The sequence below is a fragment of the Ignavibacteria bacterium genome (assembly GCA_016873845.1).
Classification (GTDB): domain Bacteria; phylum Bacteroidota; class Ignavibacteria; order Ch128b; family Ch128b; genus JAHJVF01.
Genome location: VGVX01000055.1, coordinates 1 through 19,038, shown reverse-complemented (window position 1 = coordinate 19,038; position 19,038 = coordinate 1). Strand labels below are relative to the sequence as shown.

The window sequence follows — 19,038 nt, the reverse complement described above, 5'->3', positions numbered from 1 at the left end:
ATCACGCAATCAAATCCACCCTCCTGCATAATGTTCTTAAATTCAGTACTCCAATCAAATACATTTATCCGTATTCGTTCTTCGTCATCAACAAATAGTAATTGTGTCTGCTCATAAAAATCCGGACCTATCAATGAATTTCCGCATTTGATATTGTTAGACAAATCTGGCAAAGCTCGTTCGTGAAAAAATCTCATTTGAGATGCAAGTGTTTCGTCTGTTTCACCTTCCAAAACTTTTAAGAGAAGCGAGAGCTTTGTTACTTCTACTGCTTGAGGGTCAATATCTACTCCGTAAATATTGTTGAGTAAAATTCGTTTTCGTTCTACAGTTGTAAGTTTCCATCCGCCATTGTGTGCTTGATAAATTGGAGAATCCTTTATCTTTTTATTATTAAGCGAATTGGAAATTCGCTCTACATAATAATTGAAATGCCAATCTAACAGAAATTGATATGCACCAAGAAGAAACGATCCGCTTCCACATGCCGGATCGAGTATTCTTAACTTCGCAACTTGATTAGGTGTTTTATCTTCTATAAGTTTTCCAACAGTATTTTTAACAATGTAATCCACGATGTAAGTCGGTGTGTAATAAACGCCGCCGGCTTTTTTTACTTCAGGCTTTTCATCGATTTTTGCTTGATGCGATGGAGTAAGTCGAATTACTTTCCCGAGAAATTGCTCATATACGTGACCAAGAATATCAGCCGGCAGAACAGAGAATTCATAAGGACTTTCTGGATAATATAAATTCTTAATAATGTCTTTAAGAACTTTATCGTCAATTTTAAGATTGCGAGTGATTGAATCTGGAGGTTCATTTATTCCTTTCTCTTCTTCAAAATGAAAAAGTCCACTGTTATACTTTTCATCGGCACGATTGAAGATTTGCATCAGTCGTGCATAAACGTTAACCCCATTTTGAAAAGACATTAGTTGACCGTATTCCTCAATCCCTCTATCTTCACAAATGCGGAGGAAGATTATTCTATCGATAGTTTTTTGAACTGCATAATTAAGTTCTCGGTTTGTAAGTTTTGGATTTCGGATTGCGATGTTCTTCGCAAGAATTTCACGCCAATGCTCAATTTCTTTTAAGAATGCGTCGTCAACTTCAGCAGTTCCTCTTTTAGCTTTGTTGATCTCAGCATATTTATCGAAAGAACCTTTTAGAATTGAATCTTTTGAAAATACTGAGGTAATCTCTTCCCACTTTTCGATATAATTTTTATATGTGTAATAGTTCACCCGCGCAACAGACGGCTTATCGTTTTTATTTGGTTTGATTCGACAGTCGTAAACAGCTAACTCTTCGAAGTCAGTTAAGATGCTGAGAGGAAGCTTTGCCGTCCATGCATATCGTCTTAGTTGATAAGCTGGATAAGTTTCATCAGCAAGTTTAACGCTTGGCTTCTTTGCTTCTACAAAAAATTTTCTTGTACCGCCAATACGAAACAGATAGTCGGGAGCTTCTGTAGTGTCTGCAGTTTTCTGTGAATATTCATGAACAACATCTTTATAAGCTTCGGCATAGCCGGCTTTATTCGAAACATCCCAGCCGAGAGCTTCGAAGAATGGATCAATGAATTCCCTTCTAACTTGAGTCTCGTTGTATTGACCGGATTTGTAAGATTCGATATTCCTATCAAAACGCTCAACCAATTCAATTATCTGCGAATTCATTTAATTCTCCTGGCTTTAAAATAAAAAAAGATTTCATCCTCTCAAATCATAACTCGCTGATATAAGAAAATGAAATCCTTATTAAATTCTTAATGGTCTTAACTCAACTCGCTTGTCATTATAAAGAGTGGTTTCATTTCGAAGCTTTTATAAAATGGTCTTAGACGTTCTGTGTTATAAAACTTTTCTACGTTTACAATTTTTTTTGTGCTTGTGATTATATCAAGCGGAACGTTATCGTATCTTCCATTTTTCAGCACAACGAGCCGACCATGAATTCCTTGAAGGACAAGATCAAGAGCAAGATTTCCATAAGCCATTGGCACGATCGAATCAATCGCATCTGGATCGCCGCAGCGGACTAAGTAGCCAAGCTTTTGATTAATTATATCTATTCTTCTTCCGTTGTTGAATTTAGGAGAAAGTTTTTTCAATTCTTCGCTGACTAAATCTCCAATTCCACCAAGCTTTGCATGCCCATAAGCATCAGTAGTTCGGCTTTGAAAGATCATTTCGCCCCCCTCGAACATAGCACCTTCGGAAACTAAAAGAACAGAATATCTGCTTGGATTTTTAAACCTATCCTGGGTTAAAAGCTCTGTTAGTAATTCAATATTGAATTTGTATTCAGGAATTACGCATCTGTTCGCGGAACCTGCCATCGTCGGAATAACTGCGGTGAATCCTGCATATCTTCCGAAAACTTCAAGCACCATAAAACGTTCATGAGAGCCAGCCGATGTACGAAGTGCATTTGTCATTGCAATTGTTCTCGTTACGCAAGTGCTGAATCCAATACAGTAATCGGTGCCGGGAACATCGTTGTCCATTGTCTTGGGAATTGCAATTACTTTAACACCTTCTTGATAAAGTCTAACTCCATAGCTCAAAGTATCGTCACCGCCAATTGGTATTAAATGATTAATTCCGAGGAAATCAAGATTTTTTAAAACCTCCGGCGTGAGGTCATTTATTTTATTATTGTATTTATCCTTCAAATGATCAGGAACATCATTTTTCTTTACATGACTTGGTCTTGTGCGTGATGAGTGTAAAAACGTTCCGCCGGTTCGTCCTGCACGATTTACAATATCTTCTGTCAAGACTTGATAGCATTCGTGATTATCAGCTTTTTCATCTCGAATCATTTCCACAAGCCCTGCCCAGCCGCGCCGTATTCCAACGACTTGGTAACCTTCGCGAATTGCACGAATTGTCACCGCACGAATTGCAGGATTTAACCCAGGAACGTCTCCTCCTCCGGTTAAAATTCCAATTACACCTTTTTTTGAATTTACAAGTGCCATAATTTCTCTCTCTTTTATATCAAATCAGTTAATAAGTAGTTCATCGGTCTTGAGATGAGGTTATCTACTTTGCGTTACAAAAATACAAAATATTTTATTTCGATTTTGGGGTAAGCAATATTAATCTTTTGGGTATAAAAAACCGTCATGTAAGCCTGCCAAGAAACTCAAGTTAATTGCTGTCACTGACCGGTCGGTGACAGCAGCAAATGCAGTTATTGTAAAAACATGAATCCTTTTCATACCCCTATTAATCTTTATTTACTTACGGTGATAAAAACTTCTATTTTGAGAATTATCTTTTTTAAAACATATGAATTGTTGAAACTAAAAAGCTTTTCAATCTATGAAGAAATTGAAAACAATTGTTCGATATGATGCTTCAGATGTCCGAAATAGTCTTTTATAAAATACTCAAGTGTTACCGACGAACTCTTATCAATCTTTTTCCATGCAATTTGATTGAGATTGTGAGATAACCGCTTCTTTTCTAGAAGATTTTCCGGAATCTGTCCGCAAAGATGTATTATATGAAAATTATAATTCTTCCAAAGCAAAACAAGGGTTTGCCAATCTTCTCCGATATAATTTTGTACTGCCGTCCATTTATCTTGGTCGTATCCATCGAAAACTAAATCACTTTTGAATTGAGCAAGTACAAATCTCCTATGATTATTGCACGCTGAATCGATCAGGTGCCCAAGAATTTCAGCCGTAGACCAGTACGAATCATCTCTTTTTTTATGGACTTCTGAATCCGCCATATCTAATAAGCGATCTGCGGTTGACTCAATAAATTTTTTCATCTCATCGAGGAAATGCTTCATTTTAGAATCCTTTATCATTAAAAACGTTTGTTCACAATTTCTGAAACGAATTTTATTTTACTACATCAAATATCTAAAATGAAAGTGAACAATGCTAAACTTTTTTGAGAAAAGAATTCCTCACAATGGAATGACGTACGTCGAATATATTTCATCTGTAGAACAGAAACTTGAATCGACGAATTATAAATCATTAAGCTACGAAGAGCGACTCGAATACGATAAGCTTAAGCTAAATCTCGCGCGCAGCAGAAGAATTCAAAAGACTTACGAAGTCTCTGATGAACTTATAAACTTAGTCAACAAAATCAAATCTCCTCAGCTTTGGATGGTTTTAACTGAAACTTGGTGCGGCGATTCAGCCCAGAATCTTCCACACATAGCAAAGTTCGCCGAGATTAATCCGAAAATTGATTTAAGAATCATTTTACGTGATGAAAATCTTGAGATTATGGATTTGTACTTAACTGAAGGAACTCGAAGCATTCCGAAACTTATTGCTTTTAATGAAAATGGAAATGAACTGTTTAAATGGGGTGCAAGACCCAAAAAAGCAGAAGAGCTTGTAAACGAACTGAAATCCAGGGGATTATCAAAAGTTGATTATATTGAGAAGCTACATTTGTGGTATGCTAAAGACCGCGGGAAAGAATTAGAAAAAGAGTTCGTGCAGATATTGAGAGAATTATTTAGTCTCTGAATCTATGTCATCAATAATTCTATAGAACACGAATGACACGAATTAAACGGATTTAAACAAATAAATAAAGGACTATTCTGTATTCTTATTAAATTCTTTCCTCCACTGAATCATCCCGCCGAGAACATTGTATGCATTAAATCCAAGCGGCTGTAAAATTCTGACTGCGCGACCGGAACGATTCCCGCTTCTACATATCACTGCAATTTCTTTTTCTTTATATTGATCAAGTGCGTGAATACGTGATTCCAATTCTTGAACAGGAATATTTATCACGCCGTCAATTTTACCGAGCTCGCCTTCAAGTTCCTGCGGAGTCCTTACATCGAGTATTACAAGGTTCGTATCTGCTTTTATTTTTTCTTTTAAGTCTCTCACAGAAATTTCACTTTCGCTTTGTGCACATCCGTTAATTGTTATAAAGAATGTGAACAAAACAAATAAATTTTTTTTCAAGTTCATATTGCACTAATATATTTTGTGTTAATTTAGTTTTAATTCAATCCGCACATTCCAGAAGCACATCCGCCGTATGAAGGCACATCGCAGGCACCGGTTGAACATGCATCTCCGCTAAATCCTGAAGAGCTCCCCATAGACGGGCTGAATGCAGATAAAAGTTTTTTATGATTTTTTGAATTGCAACTTGGACAAAATATATCTTCAGCTTTTTCCTGTCCAAGATGAAGTATTTCGTACTTTGAATTGCATTCTGTACATCGATATTCAAATACTGGCATTTATTTTCCTCCTTAATCGGTTAAAAACTTATTGATGGATTTAATGTGATTTTTGTCTTCATCGAGTTAGAGATTAAACAATTTGCTTCTGCTTTGTGAATGATTCTTTCTGCACGTTCCATGTCTTTCTCGTTCCCGATTTTTATTTTTGGTTCAAGCACGATTTCGCTTATCATAAACTTACCATCGATTTTTTCAAGCTTACCTGCTGCTTTGCTGTCATAAGATTCAAATTCAAGTTTAGATAAATCCGCGATTGCAAGAAACGTTGTCATCAAACAAATCGCTGATGATGCAACGAACAAATGTTCGGGACTCCAAATTCCTTCATGCCCGCCGGGAAATTGAGGCGGAGTTGCAACTTCGATCTCGCTCAATGCCGGTGAAGAGAGCGTTCCCTTTCTTGCCGAATTCCATTTGACATTAACTTCATAAAAATGTGCGTCACTCATAAATTGTTTCCTTTAAATTCTTAAGTTCATCTAAGTGAATTTTAACATTTACTACTCGAATCCTTCTTCAATTAGACGGTTCATTATCTGTACATTCATCACATTGACATAAACTGCGAAGATTTTCCCATGTGTAAAGTCCTGTGTTGTGTCCATCTTTCCAGCCAATCTGTAAGGCATAGCTTCCGACCATTTGAATGGACTTTAAGATAAACATATCTGGTGTTTCGTTATTTTTTTTTGTTGGTGCATAAGATTTCCACAAGATCACTTCTCCTTTGCAATTTGCGCACGGACACTCACGTCTAAGGTTATTCAATTCGTATCTGCTTTCATGTCCATCCTGCCATTTTATCTGAAGTTCAGAAGTGGAAGTCTGCTTAATATCTTCGGGCATTAATATCATTTAAATTTTATAAAATTAGATGCAATACTAATGAAAAGGTTTTAAATTTTTTAGGTAAAATTTGGGTAGAAAACTGTTTATTTGTACTTGCTTTTTAGAATTTTTTGCAGCCGCTCAGGATAATCCGTCTCAATTGCATCAACACCAATGTCGATCATCCTTTTCATTTTATTTTCTCCATCCACGTCCCAAGCGATAATTTTATAGCCATTAGTCTGAGCTTCCTTGACAAAATCTTCCGAAAGAAGCAATGAATGAGGCTGAAGATAATTCACGTTCAGTGAAAAGAGATCCTGAAACGAAACTCTTGATCCGATAGAAAAATTTAAAAATGGAATTCTGATCCCATAAACGTATATCAGCGGCACTTCTGGCAAGTGCTTGCGAATTCGTTCAAGTATTCTTGTGTCAAATGATTTTAAAATAATTTTTTTGTGAGATGGGTTATTTTTAACAATGCGAATGATATTACCAATCATTCTCGACATATTTCTTGAATCTTCTTTTATCTCGATGATCAAGGTTGTATTCGAATCTATAATGTCCAGCACTTCGTTTAACGTTGGAATTCTCTCGTTTTTAAAACTTTCATGAAACCAGCTTCCGGCATCAAGAATTTTAATCTCTGACAAAGAGTGTTCATTAACAGCTCCCTTGCCATTTGTTGTTCTGCTGACAGATTCATCGTGAATTGAAATTAACTCTCCATCTTTGGTCATTCGAATGTCTATTTCAATAAATTTCACCCCAAGGTCGATTGCTGCCTTCATTGCGGCTAAAGTATTTTCCGGTGCGTTTGAACAAGCTCCACGATGTGCAATAATTTCTGGTATATTATTGTTCTGCGGTTGTGCTTGACCAGCAAATAAAATCAAAAAGGATGCTGCGATCAGTACTGAGCTAATACTTAGGCGCAATTACTTTTCCTCTTTCTTAAAATTTAACGATGCTGAATTAATGCAGTATCGTTTTCCTGTTGGTGCGGGCCCATCATCAAAAACATGTCCGAGATGAGAACCGCACTTGCTGCACATAACTTCGATTCTTGTCATTCCAAAACTTTCATCAGTTTCAAAATGAACTTTTTCTTTATCGATTGACTGCCAAAAACTTGGCCAGCCGGAACCCGATTCATATTTCGTATTTGATTTAAAGAGCTCACTGCCACAGCCGACGCACAGGTAAGTTCCAGTTTCATTATGCTTATAGTATTTTCCGGTGAATGGTCTTTCCGTTCCTTTTTTTCTCGTGATGTTGAATTGCTCTTCGGTAAGCAGTTCTTTCCATTCCTGTTCGGATTTATTTATCTCATATTTCATCGTGCTCGAATTCCTTTCAATTGAGTTTGTCTTAACGGAAGAATCTACCAGACAAGTATTTCCATTTAATGAGTCGGAGAAAGATAAATTTTTTATTTGTTCTGATGCACTTTCGCGGCTGCAATTAGATAAAAATAATGCACTTGATGTAATTATTAATATAATTTGGATTTGCATAAAAATTAAAATCTTGTACGAAAGAAATTTGTTTTTGTTCAATGAAAAAACTAATGAATTTCCTTTAAGTAAACTAAGTAATTCAATACAATTCTCAAATAATGGAGATTCATTGCGAATGTTTGTTTTTCCATTGTTCTGTTCTTATGATTGAACGATAATAAGATGAATATAGCTTGTTAAAACTTTATTTAGATGTTTGTACTTTATGTCGGCCATTTGACAATCAGAATGACATGAAAATTAAATTAGAAACAGACGCCGTCTATTATATTCTTGACAAAATTTACAATCGATCTTTTGAACTAATTTCTTCTCCAATTCATTGGAACGAAATTTCTGCAATTTAAGACAGTCAATAAAAGTTTCAATTAATGTATTTATTAGAAAGATACTCAAAAAAAATAAGTTTTGATTTTGTCTTGGCGAAAAAACGTACAGAAGAGCTAATGGTAAAAAATATTGGCGTAGCCGACTCAGCTCATCTGACATTTGCTGAACAATATTCAGATATATTAATTACATGCGATAATAAATTTTATAAACAAGCAAAAAAGTATTGTATAAATATTCAAATTATGAATCCGGTCGAATTTTGTGCAAAGGAGTTAAGAAAATGAGTGAAAGTACATACATAGACGAAAATAAATTATTACGTAAAGCAATTAAAATTCTACTTGAAGAATTGGGCCCGGTTGAAACAAGTCGATTTCTATCTATCACAAATCAAATACGGAAAGAATCTGTTAAGAGACATCGAGACTGGCAAAAAAATTTGGATGAGAAACGTTTTCTTAAAGAGATCTTTGATGAAGATTAATATTTTGAAAAACCAAGCGCGTCTATATTTTGATTAATGAATCTTTAACTCTTTGATTCTTTTTTACCACTACTTCGCGGATTCATACAGTTTCCTTCTTATATCTAAAAAGTAAAAACCTCTAATTTGAGTAGAGTCTTAAATTTTTCAAAATAGCGGATTACATCAGACTTTTAATATACCCACCATCCACTGCAATAGTTTGACCCGTGATGTATGCAGTTCTATCCGAACAAAGAAACGCTGCGAGATTGCCGATCTCCTCAGGTTTTGCCATCCTTCCCATTGGAATATCTTTAGTAAAGTTTTTTAAAACTTCTTCATAGGATGTATTTTGAGATTTAGATTGTTCAACTGCTAAATCATAAATCCGATTTGTAAGGGTATAGCCCGGTGCAATATTGTTTATTGTTATATTGAACGGGGCAAGTTCGGTTGAAAGTGTTTTTGCATAAGCGGTAACGCCGCTTCTGAATGAATTTGACAAGACTAATCTTTGTATTGGCTGCTTTACTGAAATGGAAGTAATGTTAACTATTCTGCCAAACTTATTTTGCTTCATTACTTCGCTGACTTCACGTGAAAATCTTACGACCGACATTAATACTTCATCGAACGCGCTTGTCCAATCGTCATCAGAAAATGATTCGATAGAGCCCGAGACAGGACCCCCGCAATTGTTAATTAAAATATCAATTCGTCCTAACGTATTAATCGCTTCGTTGACTGTCTCTTTTATTTCCTGACCAATCTTAACGTTGCATTCATGCCAAAAAACTTCCGTATTATATTGCTCGCTAATTTCTTTAGAAGCAGAGATTAAGTTATCTTTATTTGAAGAAGAGATCATAACCTTACATCCTTCTTGAATCAAAGAAGCCGCACAAGCTTTTCCGATCCCTTTACTTGCGGCAGTTACAAGAGCAGTTTTATTTTGTAGTCCTAAATTCATTGCGGTTTCCTTTAGTAATTGAAAACTTACTTATTCAATTGTCGATGTGAATCTCTTCATCATCATTTAATACTTCCCGCGGAAGTTAACCTTTGGCAGTTTTAACGCACCTTAAAACTGATTATGTATTTTTAATAATGTCAACGATTCCAACCCTAATCATCATTATTGCTATAGCAGCGAGAAACAAAGCGGCAACTTTCGCAAAAGCTTTTGTTCCTGAAACTCCAATTATTCGAACAATTTTTTGGGAATAGTAAAGGACGAACAAGGCGATTAATAGGTTTGCTATCATTGAAAGAATTGTTGCCAGAAATCCGCTGCTGCTTACTAAAACTAAAATTGTGGTCAATGCTGCAGGTCCCATCACCAGAGGAATGCCAAGCGGAACAATTCCAATACTTCCCGAGGGTTTACGTCTCGTATCTTCTCCAGAGAAAAGTAATTCTTGAATTGCAAGAATCAATAATACCAAACCGCCGCCTATACGAAAATCGTTCATTGTAATTCCCATGAAATCAAGAATTACCATTCCAGAGACCAAGAAAACTGTCGCAAGCACAAATGCTGTCGCAATCGCTTGATAGATCAATTTTTTTCTTTCTCGTTTATCGAACTCCTCTGTTAAACCAATGAAGATAGGAAGCGTACCTACAATATCAATCGCAACAAACAGCGGAATAAATGCAAATAAGAAATCATTCAACGTCATAATAAAATTCTTTTCTAATTCATCTGCTCTTTAATTTCCGAGACTATTTTTGCAGTATCAAGTGCAATTATAAGCTCTTCATTAGTGGGAATTACAAGTGCCTTAACTTTTGAGCCGGGTGAGCTTATTTCGCGCTCTCCATTTGTATTAAGATTTTTTGTTTCATCTAATTCAATTCCAAAGTATTCCATGCCTGTTAAAATTTCTTTTCTTACTTCACTGCTATTTTCACCGATTCCGCCAGTGAAAACAATTGCATCCACTCCGCCAAGTGCGGCAATGTATCCACCTATATATTTTTTTATTCTGTAGCAGAATATTTCAAATGCATGTTTTGCGCGAATATTTCCTTCGTTCACAGATTTTATTAATTCTCTCATGTCATTCGAAACGCCGGAAATACCTATAAGTCCGCTATGCTTGTTCAACATCGTTGTGATTTCTGCAAGGGTTAATCCCTCTTTCGCCATTATATGCAATGGGATAGATGCGTCGATGTCTCCGCTTCGTGTTCCCATCAGAAGGCCTTCGATTGGTGTGAAGCCCATTGTAGTATCAATTGACACTCCCTTATCAATAGCCGCCATACTGCATCCGTTGCCAAGATGACATGTAATAATTTTCAATGATTCAGCGGATTTTTCCAAAAATTCTGCAGTTCTTTGTGTCACATAAAGATGCGACGTTCCGTGAAATCCGTAGCGTCTTATTTTATGAGCTTTATAAAGTTGATATGGAATTCCATACAAAAAAGCTTTGGGCGGCATTTGCTGGTGGAATGCTGTATCAAAAACTCCGCATTGCGGAATGCCAGGCAAGTGATTTTGACATGCGATTATTCCTTTTAAGTTCGGCGGATTGTGAAGAGGAGCTAATTCAAAATTGTCTTGAATAGTTTTTATTACCGTATTCGTGATTAATACTGATTCTGCGAAATCTTCACCTCCATGAACTACTCTATGTCCAACGGCTTCTATTTCGTTTTTGTCTTTAATAACTCCATGATTTTTACTTAACAGCACAGCCAGAACATATTCGATTGCAATGTTGTGATCCAATATTTCTCCTGTGATCTTAATACTGTCTCCATCGTGTCTGCTGTGTGTTAAAATCGCCGATGATGTTCCAATTCTTTCAATCGCGCCTTTTGCAAGCACAAGTTTCTCTTCGACATCAATAAACTGATATTTAATTGAAGAACTGCCGCAATTTAAAACTAATACTTTCATTATGATTCACTCAAACTTTTATTATTCCGTTATTATGATAATTTTCTTCCATGTTCATCGTACTTGAAAAATCCTTCTCCAGATTTTTTTCCGAGCTTTCCTTCGCGGACATATTTTCTGAGTAATGGACATGGCCGATATCTTGGTTCGCCAAGTTCATGCCAAAGGGTTTCCATCCAGGCGAGAATTTCGTCGAGTCCCATATTGTCTGCAAGCTCAAGCGGCCCGATTGGAAGATTATAGCCGAGCTTCATTGCTGTATCGATACCATCGGCAGTTGCCAAACCTTCCATGAGAATGTGCATTGCTTCATTCAAAAATGGAACTATAACTCTCGTTGTTATAAATCCAGGGTATTCAAATACTTCAACAGCAGTTTTACCAAGTTTTTTGGCAAATGACTTTGTGATTCGTGTTGTTTCGTCAGAAGTTTTTATACCTCTAACAAGTTCAACAAGAGGAATTTTTGGAACCGGATTTAAAAAATGCATTCCAATTATTCTATCAGATCTATTCGAATCTTCTGCAATTTTGGACAAACTAAGTGTTGATGTATTAGAAACGAAGATCGTCTCAGATGGGCAAATTGAATCGATCTTTCTGAAAATTGATTTCTTCAGCTCAAGATCTTCATCTACCGCTTCAATAACGATATCACATTCTTTGATTTCGTCAATTTCGGTTGTCCATTTTATTCTTTGAAGGATTGCTTTTTTTTCGCTGGCAGTCATACCCCAGCGTTTTATTTCTCGGTCCATATTATCACTAATACTTCGAGAGCTTTTTTCGCAGGCTTCATCGTCTTTTTCAACAATCAGTACATCTATTCCAGCCTGTGAAGCAGATTGTGCGATTCCGACTCCCATATATCCCCCGCCGATAATCCCGATAGTCTCTATTCTATCAGGATCTAAAACCGGTGTGGGCATATCTTCGATGAGGTCTTCAAATCTAAGTTTTTTTTCTTCTATGTTCATTTTGTTATTAATAGTTTAATTCTGTCTTTAAATTTTGAGTTTCTAATTTCTTTAATATTTTCTTTTGATATTTTCATTTCAAGTTCAACACTTTTTCCCGTCAAGAAGATGTCCATTTGAGAAAGTTCGTTAATAAATTGATCATTGGGAGAAGTGAGTGTAACCATAGACACAATTCCATTCAACACACTTTTCAGTAAAACGGCACTTGCTTCGTCTTTGCACTGCCAGTTAGAATTAATTACAATGCCATCATTAAATTTTGCTGACAAATTAATGTGTCTAATTGAGTTGGTCAACTCTCTTACTTTTTCATTCTTTGTGATTGCCGCCCCTTTTTCGATCAATTGAGAGACAACAGAACTTTGCGTTGTCGCAATCCAGAATTGATTCTTGAATCGTGTTGAATTGATAATCGACATATAGCTGTCGTTGTCTAATATCGATTTTTCTTTTTCAAGATTTTCGAGCGTCTTGAATCTCTCTTCATTATTTACTGCGATAAGCGTCTGCTTATCGATGATTTTTATCTTTAAACTTTTTACCTTGCTGGAGGATGAATTTTGTTCAAAATAATTTTTGATTTTTTCAGGCGAAACATTCCCATTAACTATTATTGTCGAACTTTCATTCCATTCGTTTGCAAGAATGAGTTCGTCCACATCTTTTTCGAAGCTTAGCCCCGTCAACTTGACAAATTCATCGAGTTGATTTTTTCTTTTTTCTTCAAGCTGGGATTCAATGAAATTTTCCCAGAAAGGTGTTTTCCGAGTCTCTATTAAATTAAAATAAATAATAATCTGAGGATCGTACGGCAGAAATTTAAAGCGTTCTTTCATGGAAATATCAATCGGCTTAGGATTTTCTCTGCCGCAAGAAGATATCAGCAACAGTGCACCAAGAAAAATAAAAATCGATCTCCGCATTAAAAATTCTTCCGCTGAAAAATATAAACCGTCGATGCAAACATAACAATTCCCCAAATTGTAGTTGTGATTAATGGCATCCAATTAATTACCGCGACCCCGGCGGCGATATCAAGCGTAATTCCGCCAAGCTCAGATGTCTGTGGAATAATATAATAGACTACATTAATAATAAATTTACCGACGGACGATGTGATAAGAGAAGTTGTAATGTTTTCGCGATATGCTAATATCGGACTGAAAATAAAAAACACCAAGTAAGAAATTATCATTGCAAATATCGAGCTTTGTGTTAGAATGCCAATAAACATCATCAGTATATAGAATATCATGAAGATGTAAGTGATTAGAATTATCGTTGTCAGAAATTCTAAATTCCAAATATCAAATTTCAAACTTATCATAAGCCAAATAGCAAATACGAGATAAGCAATGTTCAATAATACGATAAGTGTCCCGCCTAAGAATTTTCCAATTAATAAAGTTAGGCGTGAGATTGGTTTTGAAAGCAGCAGGTCTATTGTTCCCTTTTCAAGCATGTTTGGAATGAAGCTCGATGCAGAAAAAATAGAGAGGAATAATCCGCCTGCATAAAGCGGACCGATAATAAAAACTTGTATCCCAATGATAATGCTCCGTATCGAATTTTTATCTTCAGATAAATTCATCATTCCTATCATTCCTTCGACTGACGAGAGTGAAAAGAAGAGGAAAAATAAAATTATCACAAACGTTGAAATGCCGAAGAAAAAAATAAAAACCTTTCTTGAAATTGCTTCCCTAAATGTATCTCCGATAATCGCCAATAATTGCAAGTTCTTATTCTTTCTTATCTGATTCTTTAATTAAGTTTATAAACAAATCCTCGAGCGAGGTTTTCTGTGCCGAGAAGGATTCGATCATCACTCCCGAATTTCTTATCTTATCAATAAGTTCATTCAGCTCGTCTGTGTTTGCTACATTAACATTAAACTTGTACGATATATTTTTAAAATGATGCGATAACTTTTTCAACTCTTCTAACTTGTCAGAAGAGACATTTGGATCGAGTATAATTTGATATTCCATACCTTTTTGAGTTAAATCTGAAACGTTTCCTTCTCTGATTAACTCACCTTTGTTAAGAATTGCAACCTTATCGGTTATCATTTCAACTTCCGAAAGCAGATGTGAATTTAGAAAAATCGTTTTCCCTTGAGCTTTTAAGTTTTGGAGAATGTCTCTAATTTCTTTTCTCCCGATTGGATCAACTCCATCTGTCGGCTCGTCTAAAAAAATCAAATCGGGATCGCTAATCAATGCTTGTGCAAGCCCAAGCCGCTGCATCATTCCTTTTGAATACTTTTTGATTTTAGTTTTTCTCCACTTTGCCATTCCGACGAGCTCTAAATTCGTCGAAATACTTTCATTCAATTTAATCTTATCATCGATGCCGGAAAGTTTCCCAAAATAATTAAGAACCTGCTCTCCTGTAAGATAATTTGGATACTTATGGTTTTCGGGCAAATATCCAATTCTTTTTTTAATTCGATAATCAAAAATATCCGTATCGAAAATTGTTGCCCTCCCGCTTGTCGGAAAGCAAATGTTCAAAAGGACCTTTATCAAAGTTGTTTTGCCTGCGCCATTCGGTCCGAGCAGTCCAAATATTTTACCTTGTTCAACAGAAAGCGTTAAATCTTTAACTGCCGTAATATTCCGGCTGGTGAAAAAGCTTTTATATACTTTTGTTAATGAATTTACTTGAATAGCAAACATGTGAATCAACTAAGGGCGGATAATATCATACAAAATTTCATTACAAATTTATCTAATAAAAAATCCTGTAGCAAGCAGGCAAGTTTCTTAATTCTGATTTATTTAGGAAACCACGGAATAAATTTGTTAGTCTTCTTTGCATACTCTTGAAATGCCGGATTGTCTGCATAACGTTTTTCAAGCAGCGGCACGCCGGAAACTTTGAGGAGTAAAAATGTAATTAAGATCGGGCTGAAAATCGAATAAATTCCATTCGGGGCAGAAAGTGTAATTATAAATATTCCCCACCAAACAACCGCTTCGCCGAAATAATTTGGATGACGAGAGTAATGCCATAAACCTTTTGTCATTATTTGATCTCTATTTTTCTTCTCATTTCGCACGAACTTCCAAAGTTGATCATCGCTAATTGATTCAAATAGAAATCCGAAGAGCCAAATAGCAACACCAATGATATCCGCGAATGTTAATCCAGGTTCGGAATAAACATTTATAATTATTATTGGGCAAGAAATTATAAGAAGCAAGAATCCTTGTAGCATAAAAACGTACAAAAAACTTTTCCAAACAACCTTTTTTCCCCATCGTTTTCTCATATCGGTATATCGATAGTCTTCCGGTTTCCCCTTGTTCCGTCTATAAATGTGAAGAATTAATCGTATTCCCCAAATCAATATGAGTAATGTAATAATTATCTGACGCTCATAAATTTCCGCTGCAAATATCAGATTGAACAGAGCAACCAAAATAAATCCTCCACCCCAAGCATAATCGACTATCGAATTATTATTAATCCTTTGAGCGATAAGGAAAAAGATCGACATGTATACAAAAATTATTATTGCGGTGATTTGCAGAGCTGATACCATTTTAACCTCTTATTTTATTCATCCTTCCAAATATGAAATGCTAAGTGCACCGATTCCTGCATGCAAACCTATCACCGGTGCAATGTCGAGAAGAAACTTTGCCGATTCGCCGGTTGCAGCTCTAATTTTTTCTTCAATAGCTTTGGCTTCGTCTGCATTATTAGCGTGTCCGATTGCATATCTGGTTAACGGGTGCGACTTGATTTTCTCAATAACCATCTCAGTAATTTTTTTTGTATTAGCATTGGCGCCAAAAGATTTTCCGGATAATATCGATGCTCCGTTTTCATCGAGTGACACAACCGGTTTTAAATTTAGGATGTTTGCAAACATTCCTTTCAGAGGACTTACTCTACCGCTCCTTACCATATATTTCAAAGTTTTTACACTAACTAAAATTTTTGCCTTTGATGAAATCTTTTCTGCCATTGCAACAACTTCGTCAAAGGATTTTTTATTCTCAATTTCTTCTGCTACGTGCTGAACAATTAATCCAAACGACGTCGAAATGTTTTTTGTATCAACTACGGCAATTTTTTTATCTGGAAATTTTTTCGCAGCGAGTTTAGCTGAGTTCCACGTTCCGCTCAAGTTTTGCGAAAGATGAATAGAAATTATTGATTCGTAATGTTCGAACAGTAATGAGTATAAATTTTCAAAAGCTTTAACTGACGGCTGCGAAGTCTTTGCGGATAATTTATGAGATTTTAATAATGAATAGAATTGATGCGGTGTTATGGTCGTTTTATCTAAAAGATTACTCTCTCCATATAAAAAATTGATCGGAACAAGATGAATCTGATATTTATCAAGAAGCTCAGCGGGTAGATCACATGCAGAATCAACTACAAGCGCAATTGAAGAATTTCGATTGAACTGAATTTCGTTTTGTCTTTGCATATCATCAACTTTTGATTGAACAATCGTTCCATAATCCATAAGCCTGTAAAATATTTCAGATGGAGTGTTTGTGTGAACATGAAACTTTACCGCCGTCTTTGATCCAGCCACAATCAGCGAATCTCCAAAATCTGACAAGAATTTTCTCAGTTGATCAGAAGAGAGTTTATCTGTTTTGACCATTCCTTCTGTACAAAAACGAAATTGGAGTTTCTTATAGTTATCAAACTTATGTGAATTGGATTCTTCTAAGTCAATTTGGATTGTTTCCATCTCTTCCATTTTTTTTCCAGTTTTTAGGAAACTTGAAAATCCTTCTATGAAATGCACAAATCCCTGCGCCCCTGCATCTACAACGCCTGCTTCTTCAAGAACTTTCAATTTTTTAGTTGTTTCTTTTAACGATGCTTTCGCCGTTTCAATGGAATGATTTATTAATTCTACGAAGTCGTGAGTTTTTTCGTGCAGTTTATGAATCGCATCCGCCCAAGATTTCATTACTGTTAGAATTGTTCCTTCAACTGGATTTGTAACTGACTTGTAAGCAAACTCAACTCCACGATTAATTGCACTTGAAAAGTCTTTTTGATTTAATTCGTTCTTATCTTTTGCGCCATCGTTCAAACCTTGTATGAATTGGGCGAATATTATTCCGGAATTTCCTCGAGATCCAAGCAGGGCGGCGTCTGCCATTCGGCTGCTGACTTTTGAAAATGACGGCTCTGCTTTGCATCCTTCAACCACTGAGTGCATTGTTAATACAAGATTTGTCCCTGTGTCTCCATCGGCAACTGGAAATACGTTTATCTTATTTAGATAAGCTTTGTTCTTTAAAACTGTATTTTTACCGGACGAAAATCCGTGATAAAGCTTTTCGCCATCGAGGAAATCTATTTTCATACAATTTGATCCATGATTTTTATTTTAACTAAATCCTCCCTGTTGATATGCTTTCAAATTCTTGTCTTAATATTAGGAGAAAATTCAATAGTCGCAACGTTTTTATCGGCAAATTGGTTCAAAGCTAATCTCACAATTTTTTTATTGAATTTGACAAAGTTTTTCTCCAGTTTTTGTTATGAATATTAAAATAAAATTCCTCGCCAAAGAGTACTTAACAAGCGATATAGCTATAATAGTCTATATTTCCGTCGCTAAGTTATTGATTCATTTATATTCCAATGCATTTGCTAATTACGGAATTTTTCGAGACGAACTTTATTACATTGCCTGCAGCAAACGGCTTGATATCGGTTATGTAGATCAGCCGCCACTTGCAAGCTACATCATGGCATTTTCACGGATGATAATCGGCGATTCTGTTTTTGCAATTAGATCACTTCCCGCGATAGCTTCTGCAATGACAGTTTTTGTGACAGGAGCAATCACACGAGAGCTGGGAGGAAAGAGGTTCGCTGTTACAATTTCATGTCTTGCTGTAACTTTCTCACTTATCCATCTTGCGATGTTTACTTTCTTTTCGATGAATGCATTTGATATTTTATTTTGGACGATCTCCTTTTATCTCGTGATTAAATTAATAAAAGGTTCAACCTCAAAACTTTGGTTACTGCTTGGAGTGTTAATGGGACTTGGATTAATGAATAAGATCACATTTCTTTGGTTTGGTTTGGGTTTATTCGTCGGCTTGCTTGCCACCGTAAGTCGTAAAGAGCTTAAAACAGCGCGGCCTTTCTTGGCATGTTTAATCGCATTGTTCATTTTTCTTCCGTATATAATTTGGAACATCCAAAATGATTTTGCTCATTTAGAATTTATAAGGACTGCTTCGGCAGAAAAATACTCGTCTATTACTCCGGTTGATTTTATCTTAGGTCAATTTTTAATAAACAATCCTGCCGTTGCGCCTGTTTGGTTGGCTGGTTTATATTTTTTCTTCTTCAATGAATCGGGAAAAAAATTCAAACTGCTTGGATTTATATTCCTAACTTCTTTTACAGTGCTCGTTGTCAATTGGCACAGCAAACCAGAATATCTTTCCCCGGCTATGCCAATTCTTTTCGCTTCTGGCGGAGTAATGCTGGAGCTCATCTCATATAAAAAATACTGGAATTGGATTAAGTATACAATCACCGCATTTGTAATTGTTTTTGGAATAGTTTTGATGCCTGTTGTACTTCCTATCCTGCCGCCGCAAACGTACATTGCTTATTCAAAAAGTCTCGGCATTGCTCCAAGTACTGCAGAGGGCAACACACTGGAGGAGCTTCCGCAATTTTATGCCGATATGTTTGGTTGGGAAGAGTTTGCAAAGACAATTT

At 35.9% G+C, this 19,038-nt stretch carries 22 protein-coding genes; 4 read left to right on the top strand and 18 right to left on the bottom strand.

Annotation, left to right across the window (positions count from 1 at the left end):
- The 3 genes from FJ213_10060 to FJ213_10050 all read right to left on the bottom strand — a co-directional run.
- Positions 1-1,685 (bottom strand): restriction endonuclease subunit M (locus FJ213_10060; protein MBM4176498.1); only part of this gene is annotated, 1,685 nt, incomplete at its 3' end.
- Between the two features lie 98 nt (positions 1,686-1,783).
- Complete coding sequence (locus FJ213_10055) at positions 1,784-2,992, bottom strand: phosphofructokinase (protein MBM4176497.1); 1,209 nt, start codon at positions 2,990-2,992, stop codon at positions 1,784-1,786.
- 344 nt (positions 2,993-3,336) lie between these two features.
- Complete coding sequence (locus tag FJ213_10050) at positions 3,337-3,819, bottom strand: hypothetical protein (protein ID MBM4176496.1); 483 nt, start codon at positions 3,817-3,819, stop codon at positions 3,337-3,339.
- A gap of 91 nt (positions 3,820-3,910) precedes the next feature.
- Between FJ213_10050 and FJ213_10045 the strand changes: the two genes are divergently transcribed.
- Entirely contained in the window at positions 3,911-4,519 is a 609-nt protein-coding gene (locus FJ213_10045; protein MBM4176495.1) for a thioredoxin family protein, read from the top strand.
- 72 nt (positions 4,520-4,591) lie between these two features.
- Here the strand turns inward: FJ213_10045 and FJ213_10040 are convergent, their stop codons facing one another.
- The 6 genes from FJ213_10040 to msrB all read right to left on the bottom strand — a co-directional run bounded on the left by FJ213_10040 (position 4,592) and on the right by msrB (position 7,436).
- Positions 4,592-4,981 (bottom strand): rhodanese-like domain-containing protein, encoded by a 390-nt coding sequence (locus FJ213_10040; GenBank protein ID MBM4176494.1) that lies wholly within the window; start codon positions 4,979-4,981, stop codon positions 4,592-4,594.
- Between the two features lie 32 nt (positions 4,982-5,013).
- A complete protein-coding gene (locus FJ213_10035; protein ID MBM4176493.1) occupies positions 5,014-5,259 on the bottom strand; it encodes a zinc ribbon domain-containing protein in 246 nt (81 codons plus the stop codon).
- A 20-nt stretch (positions 5,260-5,279) separates the two neighbouring features.
- Positions 5,280-5,711 (bottom strand): OsmC family peroxiredoxin, encoded by a 432-nt coding sequence (locus FJ213_10030; GenBank protein ID MBM4176492.1) that lies wholly within the window; start codon positions 5,709-5,711, stop codon positions 5,280-5,282.
- A 67-nt stretch (positions 5,712-5,778) separates the two neighbouring features.
- On the bottom strand, positions 5,779-6,108 hold the full coding sequence (locus FJ213_10025) for a DUF971 domain-containing protein (GenBank protein MBM4176491.1): 330 nt from the start codon (positions 6,106-6,108) through the stop codon (positions 5,779-5,781).
- 86 nt (positions 6,109-6,194) lie between these two features.
- Positions 6,195-7,034 carry a glycerophosphodiester phosphodiesterase gene (locus tag FJ213_10020; GenBank protein ID MBM4176490.1) on the bottom strand — a complete coding sequence of 280 codons (840 nt, stop codon included), beginning with the start codon at positions 7,032-7,034 and terminating at the stop codon, positions 6,195-6,197.
- Positions 7,035-7,436: a peptide-methionine (R)-S-oxide reductase MsrB gene (msrB, locus tag FJ213_10015; protein MBM4176489.1), complete on the bottom strand. Its 402-nt coding sequence runs from the start codon at positions 7,434-7,436 to the stop codon at positions 7,035-7,037.
- 551 nt (positions 7,437-7,987) lie between these two features.
- Between msrB and FJ213_10010 the strand changes: the two genes are divergently transcribed.
- Together FJ213_10010 and FJ213_10005 are read left to right on the top strand one after the other, a co-directional pair.
- Complete coding sequence (locus FJ213_10010) at positions 7,988-8,233, top strand: hypothetical protein (protein MBM4176488.1); 246 nt, start codon at positions 7,988-7,990, stop codon at positions 8,231-8,233.
- Positions 8,230-8,433, top strand: a complete 204-nt coding sequence (locus tag FJ213_10005; protein MBM4176487.1) for a hypothetical protein — start codon at positions 8,230-8,232, stop codon at positions 8,431-8,433. Before FJ213_10010 ends, FJ213_10005 begins: the two co-directional genes overlap by 4 nt.
- A 160-nt stretch (positions 8,434-8,593) precedes the next feature.
- Here the strand turns inward: FJ213_10005 and FJ213_10000 are convergent, their stop codons facing one another.
- The 9 genes from FJ213_10000 to FJ213_09960 form a co-directional block, all read right to left on the bottom strand.
- Positions 8,594-9,385 (bottom strand): SDR family oxidoreductase, encoded by a 792-nt coding sequence (locus tag FJ213_10000; GenBank protein ID MBM4176486.1) that lies wholly within the window; start codon positions 9,383-9,385, stop codon positions 8,594-8,596.
- A gap of 121 nt (positions 9,386-9,506) precedes the next feature.
- A complete protein-coding gene (locus FJ213_09995; protein ID MBM4176485.1) occupies positions 9,507-10,097 on the bottom strand; it encodes a MarC family protein in 591 nt (196 codons plus the stop codon).
- Between the two features lie 14 nt (positions 10,098-10,111).
- Positions 10,112-11,326 (bottom strand): acetate kinase, encoded by a 1,215-nt coding sequence (locus FJ213_09990; GenBank protein ID MBM4176484.1) that lies wholly within the window; start codon positions 11,324-11,326, stop codon positions 10,112-10,114.
- A 32-nt stretch (positions 11,327-11,358) separates the two neighbouring features.
- The gene (locus FJ213_09985) at positions 11,359-12,255 is read right to left on the bottom strand and encodes an FAD-dependent oxidoreductase (GenBank protein MBM4176483.1); all 897 of its coding nucleotides are present in this window, start codon (positions 12,253-12,255) and stop codon (positions 11,359-11,361) included.
- A 44-nt stretch (positions 12,256-12,299) separates the two neighbouring features.
- Positions 12,300-13,229, bottom strand: coding sequence for a hypothetical protein (locus tag FJ213_09980; protein MBM4176482.1), 930 nt, complete (start codon positions 13,227-13,229; stop codon positions 12,300-12,302).
- Positions 13,229-14,062 (bottom strand): hypothetical protein, encoded by an 834-nt coding sequence (locus tag FJ213_09975; protein MBM4176481.1) that lies wholly within the window; start codon positions 14,060-14,062, stop codon positions 13,229-13,231. The genes FJ213_09980 and FJ213_09975 overlap by 1 nt, the downstream gene beginning before the upstream one ends.
- Positions 14,049-14,987 carry an ABC transporter ATP-binding protein gene (locus tag FJ213_09970; protein ID MBM4176480.1) on the bottom strand — a complete coding sequence of 313 codons (939 nt, stop codon included), beginning with the start codon at positions 14,985-14,987 and terminating at the stop codon, positions 14,049-14,051. Before FJ213_09970 ends, FJ213_09975 begins: the two co-directional genes overlap by 14 nt.
- A gap of 98 nt (positions 14,988-15,085) precedes the next feature.
- Entirely contained in the window at positions 15,086-15,856 is a 771-nt protein-coding gene (locus tag FJ213_09965) for a DUF1295 domain-containing protein (protein ID MBM4176479.1), read from the bottom strand.
- 18 nt (positions 15,857-15,874) lie between these two features.
- Complete coding sequence (locus FJ213_09960) at positions 15,875-17,656, bottom strand: DAK2 domain-containing protein (protein ID MBM4176478.1); 1,782 nt, start codon at positions 17,654-17,656, stop codon at positions 15,875-15,877.
- 178 nt (positions 17,657-17,834) lie between these two features.
- Between FJ213_09960 and FJ213_09955 the strand changes: the two genes are divergently transcribed.
- Positions 17,835-19,038: glycosyltransferase family 39 protein (locus FJ213_09955; protein ID MBM4176477.1), on the top strand; the 1,204-nt coding region annotated here is incomplete at its 3' end.

Excerpts from the sequence above, each read along its gene's own strand:
- FJ213_10055 (MBM4176497.1), bottom strand. The coding sequence starts at position 2,992 with ATGGCACTTGTAAATTCAAAAAAAGGTGTAATTGGAATTTTAACCGGA.
- FJ213_10050 (MBM4176496.1), bottom strand. The coding sequence starts at position 3,819 with ATGAAGCATTTCCTCGATGAGATGAAAAAATTTATTGAGTCAACCGCA.
- FJ213_10040 (MBM4176494.1), bottom strand. The coding sequence starts at position 4,981 with ATGAACTTGAAAAAAAATTTATTTGTTTTGTTCACATTCTTTATAACA.
- FJ213_10030 (MBM4176492.1), bottom strand. The coding sequence starts at position 5,711 with ATGAGTGACGCACATTTTTATGAAGTTAATGTCAAATGGAATTCGGCA.
- FJ213_10005 (MBM4176487.1), top strand. The coding sequence starts at position 8,230 with ATGAGTGAAAGTACATACATAGACGAAAATAAATTATTACGTAAAGCA.
- FJ213_10035 (MBM4176493.1), bottom strand. The coding sequence starts at position 5,259 with ATGCCAGTATTTGAATATCGATGTACAGAATGCAATTCAAAGTACGAA.
- FJ213_10000 (MBM4176486.1), bottom strand. The coding sequence starts at position 9,385 with ATGAATTTAGGACTACAAAATAAAACTGCTCTTGTAACTGCCGCAAGT.
- FJ213_10010 (MBM4176488.1), top strand. The coding sequence starts at position 7,988 with ATGTATTTATTAGAAAGATACTCAAAAAAAATAAGTTTTGATTTTGTC.
- FJ213_10025 (MBM4176491.1), bottom strand. The coding sequence starts at position 6,108 with ATGCCCGAAGATATTAAGCAGACTTCCACTTCTGAACTTCAGATAAAA.
- FJ213_09985 (MBM4176483.1), bottom strand. The coding sequence starts at position 12,255 with ATGCCCACACCGGTTTTAGATCCTGATAGAATAGAGACTATCGGGATT.
- FJ213_09980 (MBM4176482.1), bottom strand. The coding sequence starts at position 13,229 with ATGCGGAGATCGATTTTTATTTTTCTTGGTGCACTGTTGCTGATATCT.
- msrB (MBM4176489.1), bottom strand. The coding sequence starts at position 7,436 with ATGAAATATGAGATAAATAAATCCGAACAGGAATGGAAAGAACTGCTT.
- FJ213_09965 (MBM4176479.1), bottom strand. The coding sequence starts at position 15,856 with ATGGTATCAGCTCTGCAAATCACCGCAATAATAATTTTTGTATACATG.
- FJ213_10045 (MBM4176495.1), top strand. The coding sequence starts at position 3,911 with ATGCTAAACTTTTTTGAGAAAAGAATTCCTCACAATGGAATGACGTAC.
- FJ213_09960 (MBM4176478.1), bottom strand. The coding sequence starts at position 17,656 with ATGAAAATAGATTTCCTCGATGGCGAAAAGCTTTATCACGGATTTTCG.
- FJ213_09990 (MBM4176484.1), bottom strand. The coding sequence starts at position 11,326 with ATGAAAGTATTAGTTTTAAATTGCGGCAGTTCTTCAATTAAATATCAG.
- FJ213_09970 (MBM4176480.1), bottom strand. The coding sequence starts at position 14,987 with ATGTTTGCTATTCAAGTAAATTCATTAACAAAAGTATATAAAAGCTTT.
- FJ213_09995 (MBM4176485.1), bottom strand. The coding sequence starts at position 10,097 with ATGACGTTGAATGATTTCTTATTTGCATTTATTCCGCTGTTTGTTGCG.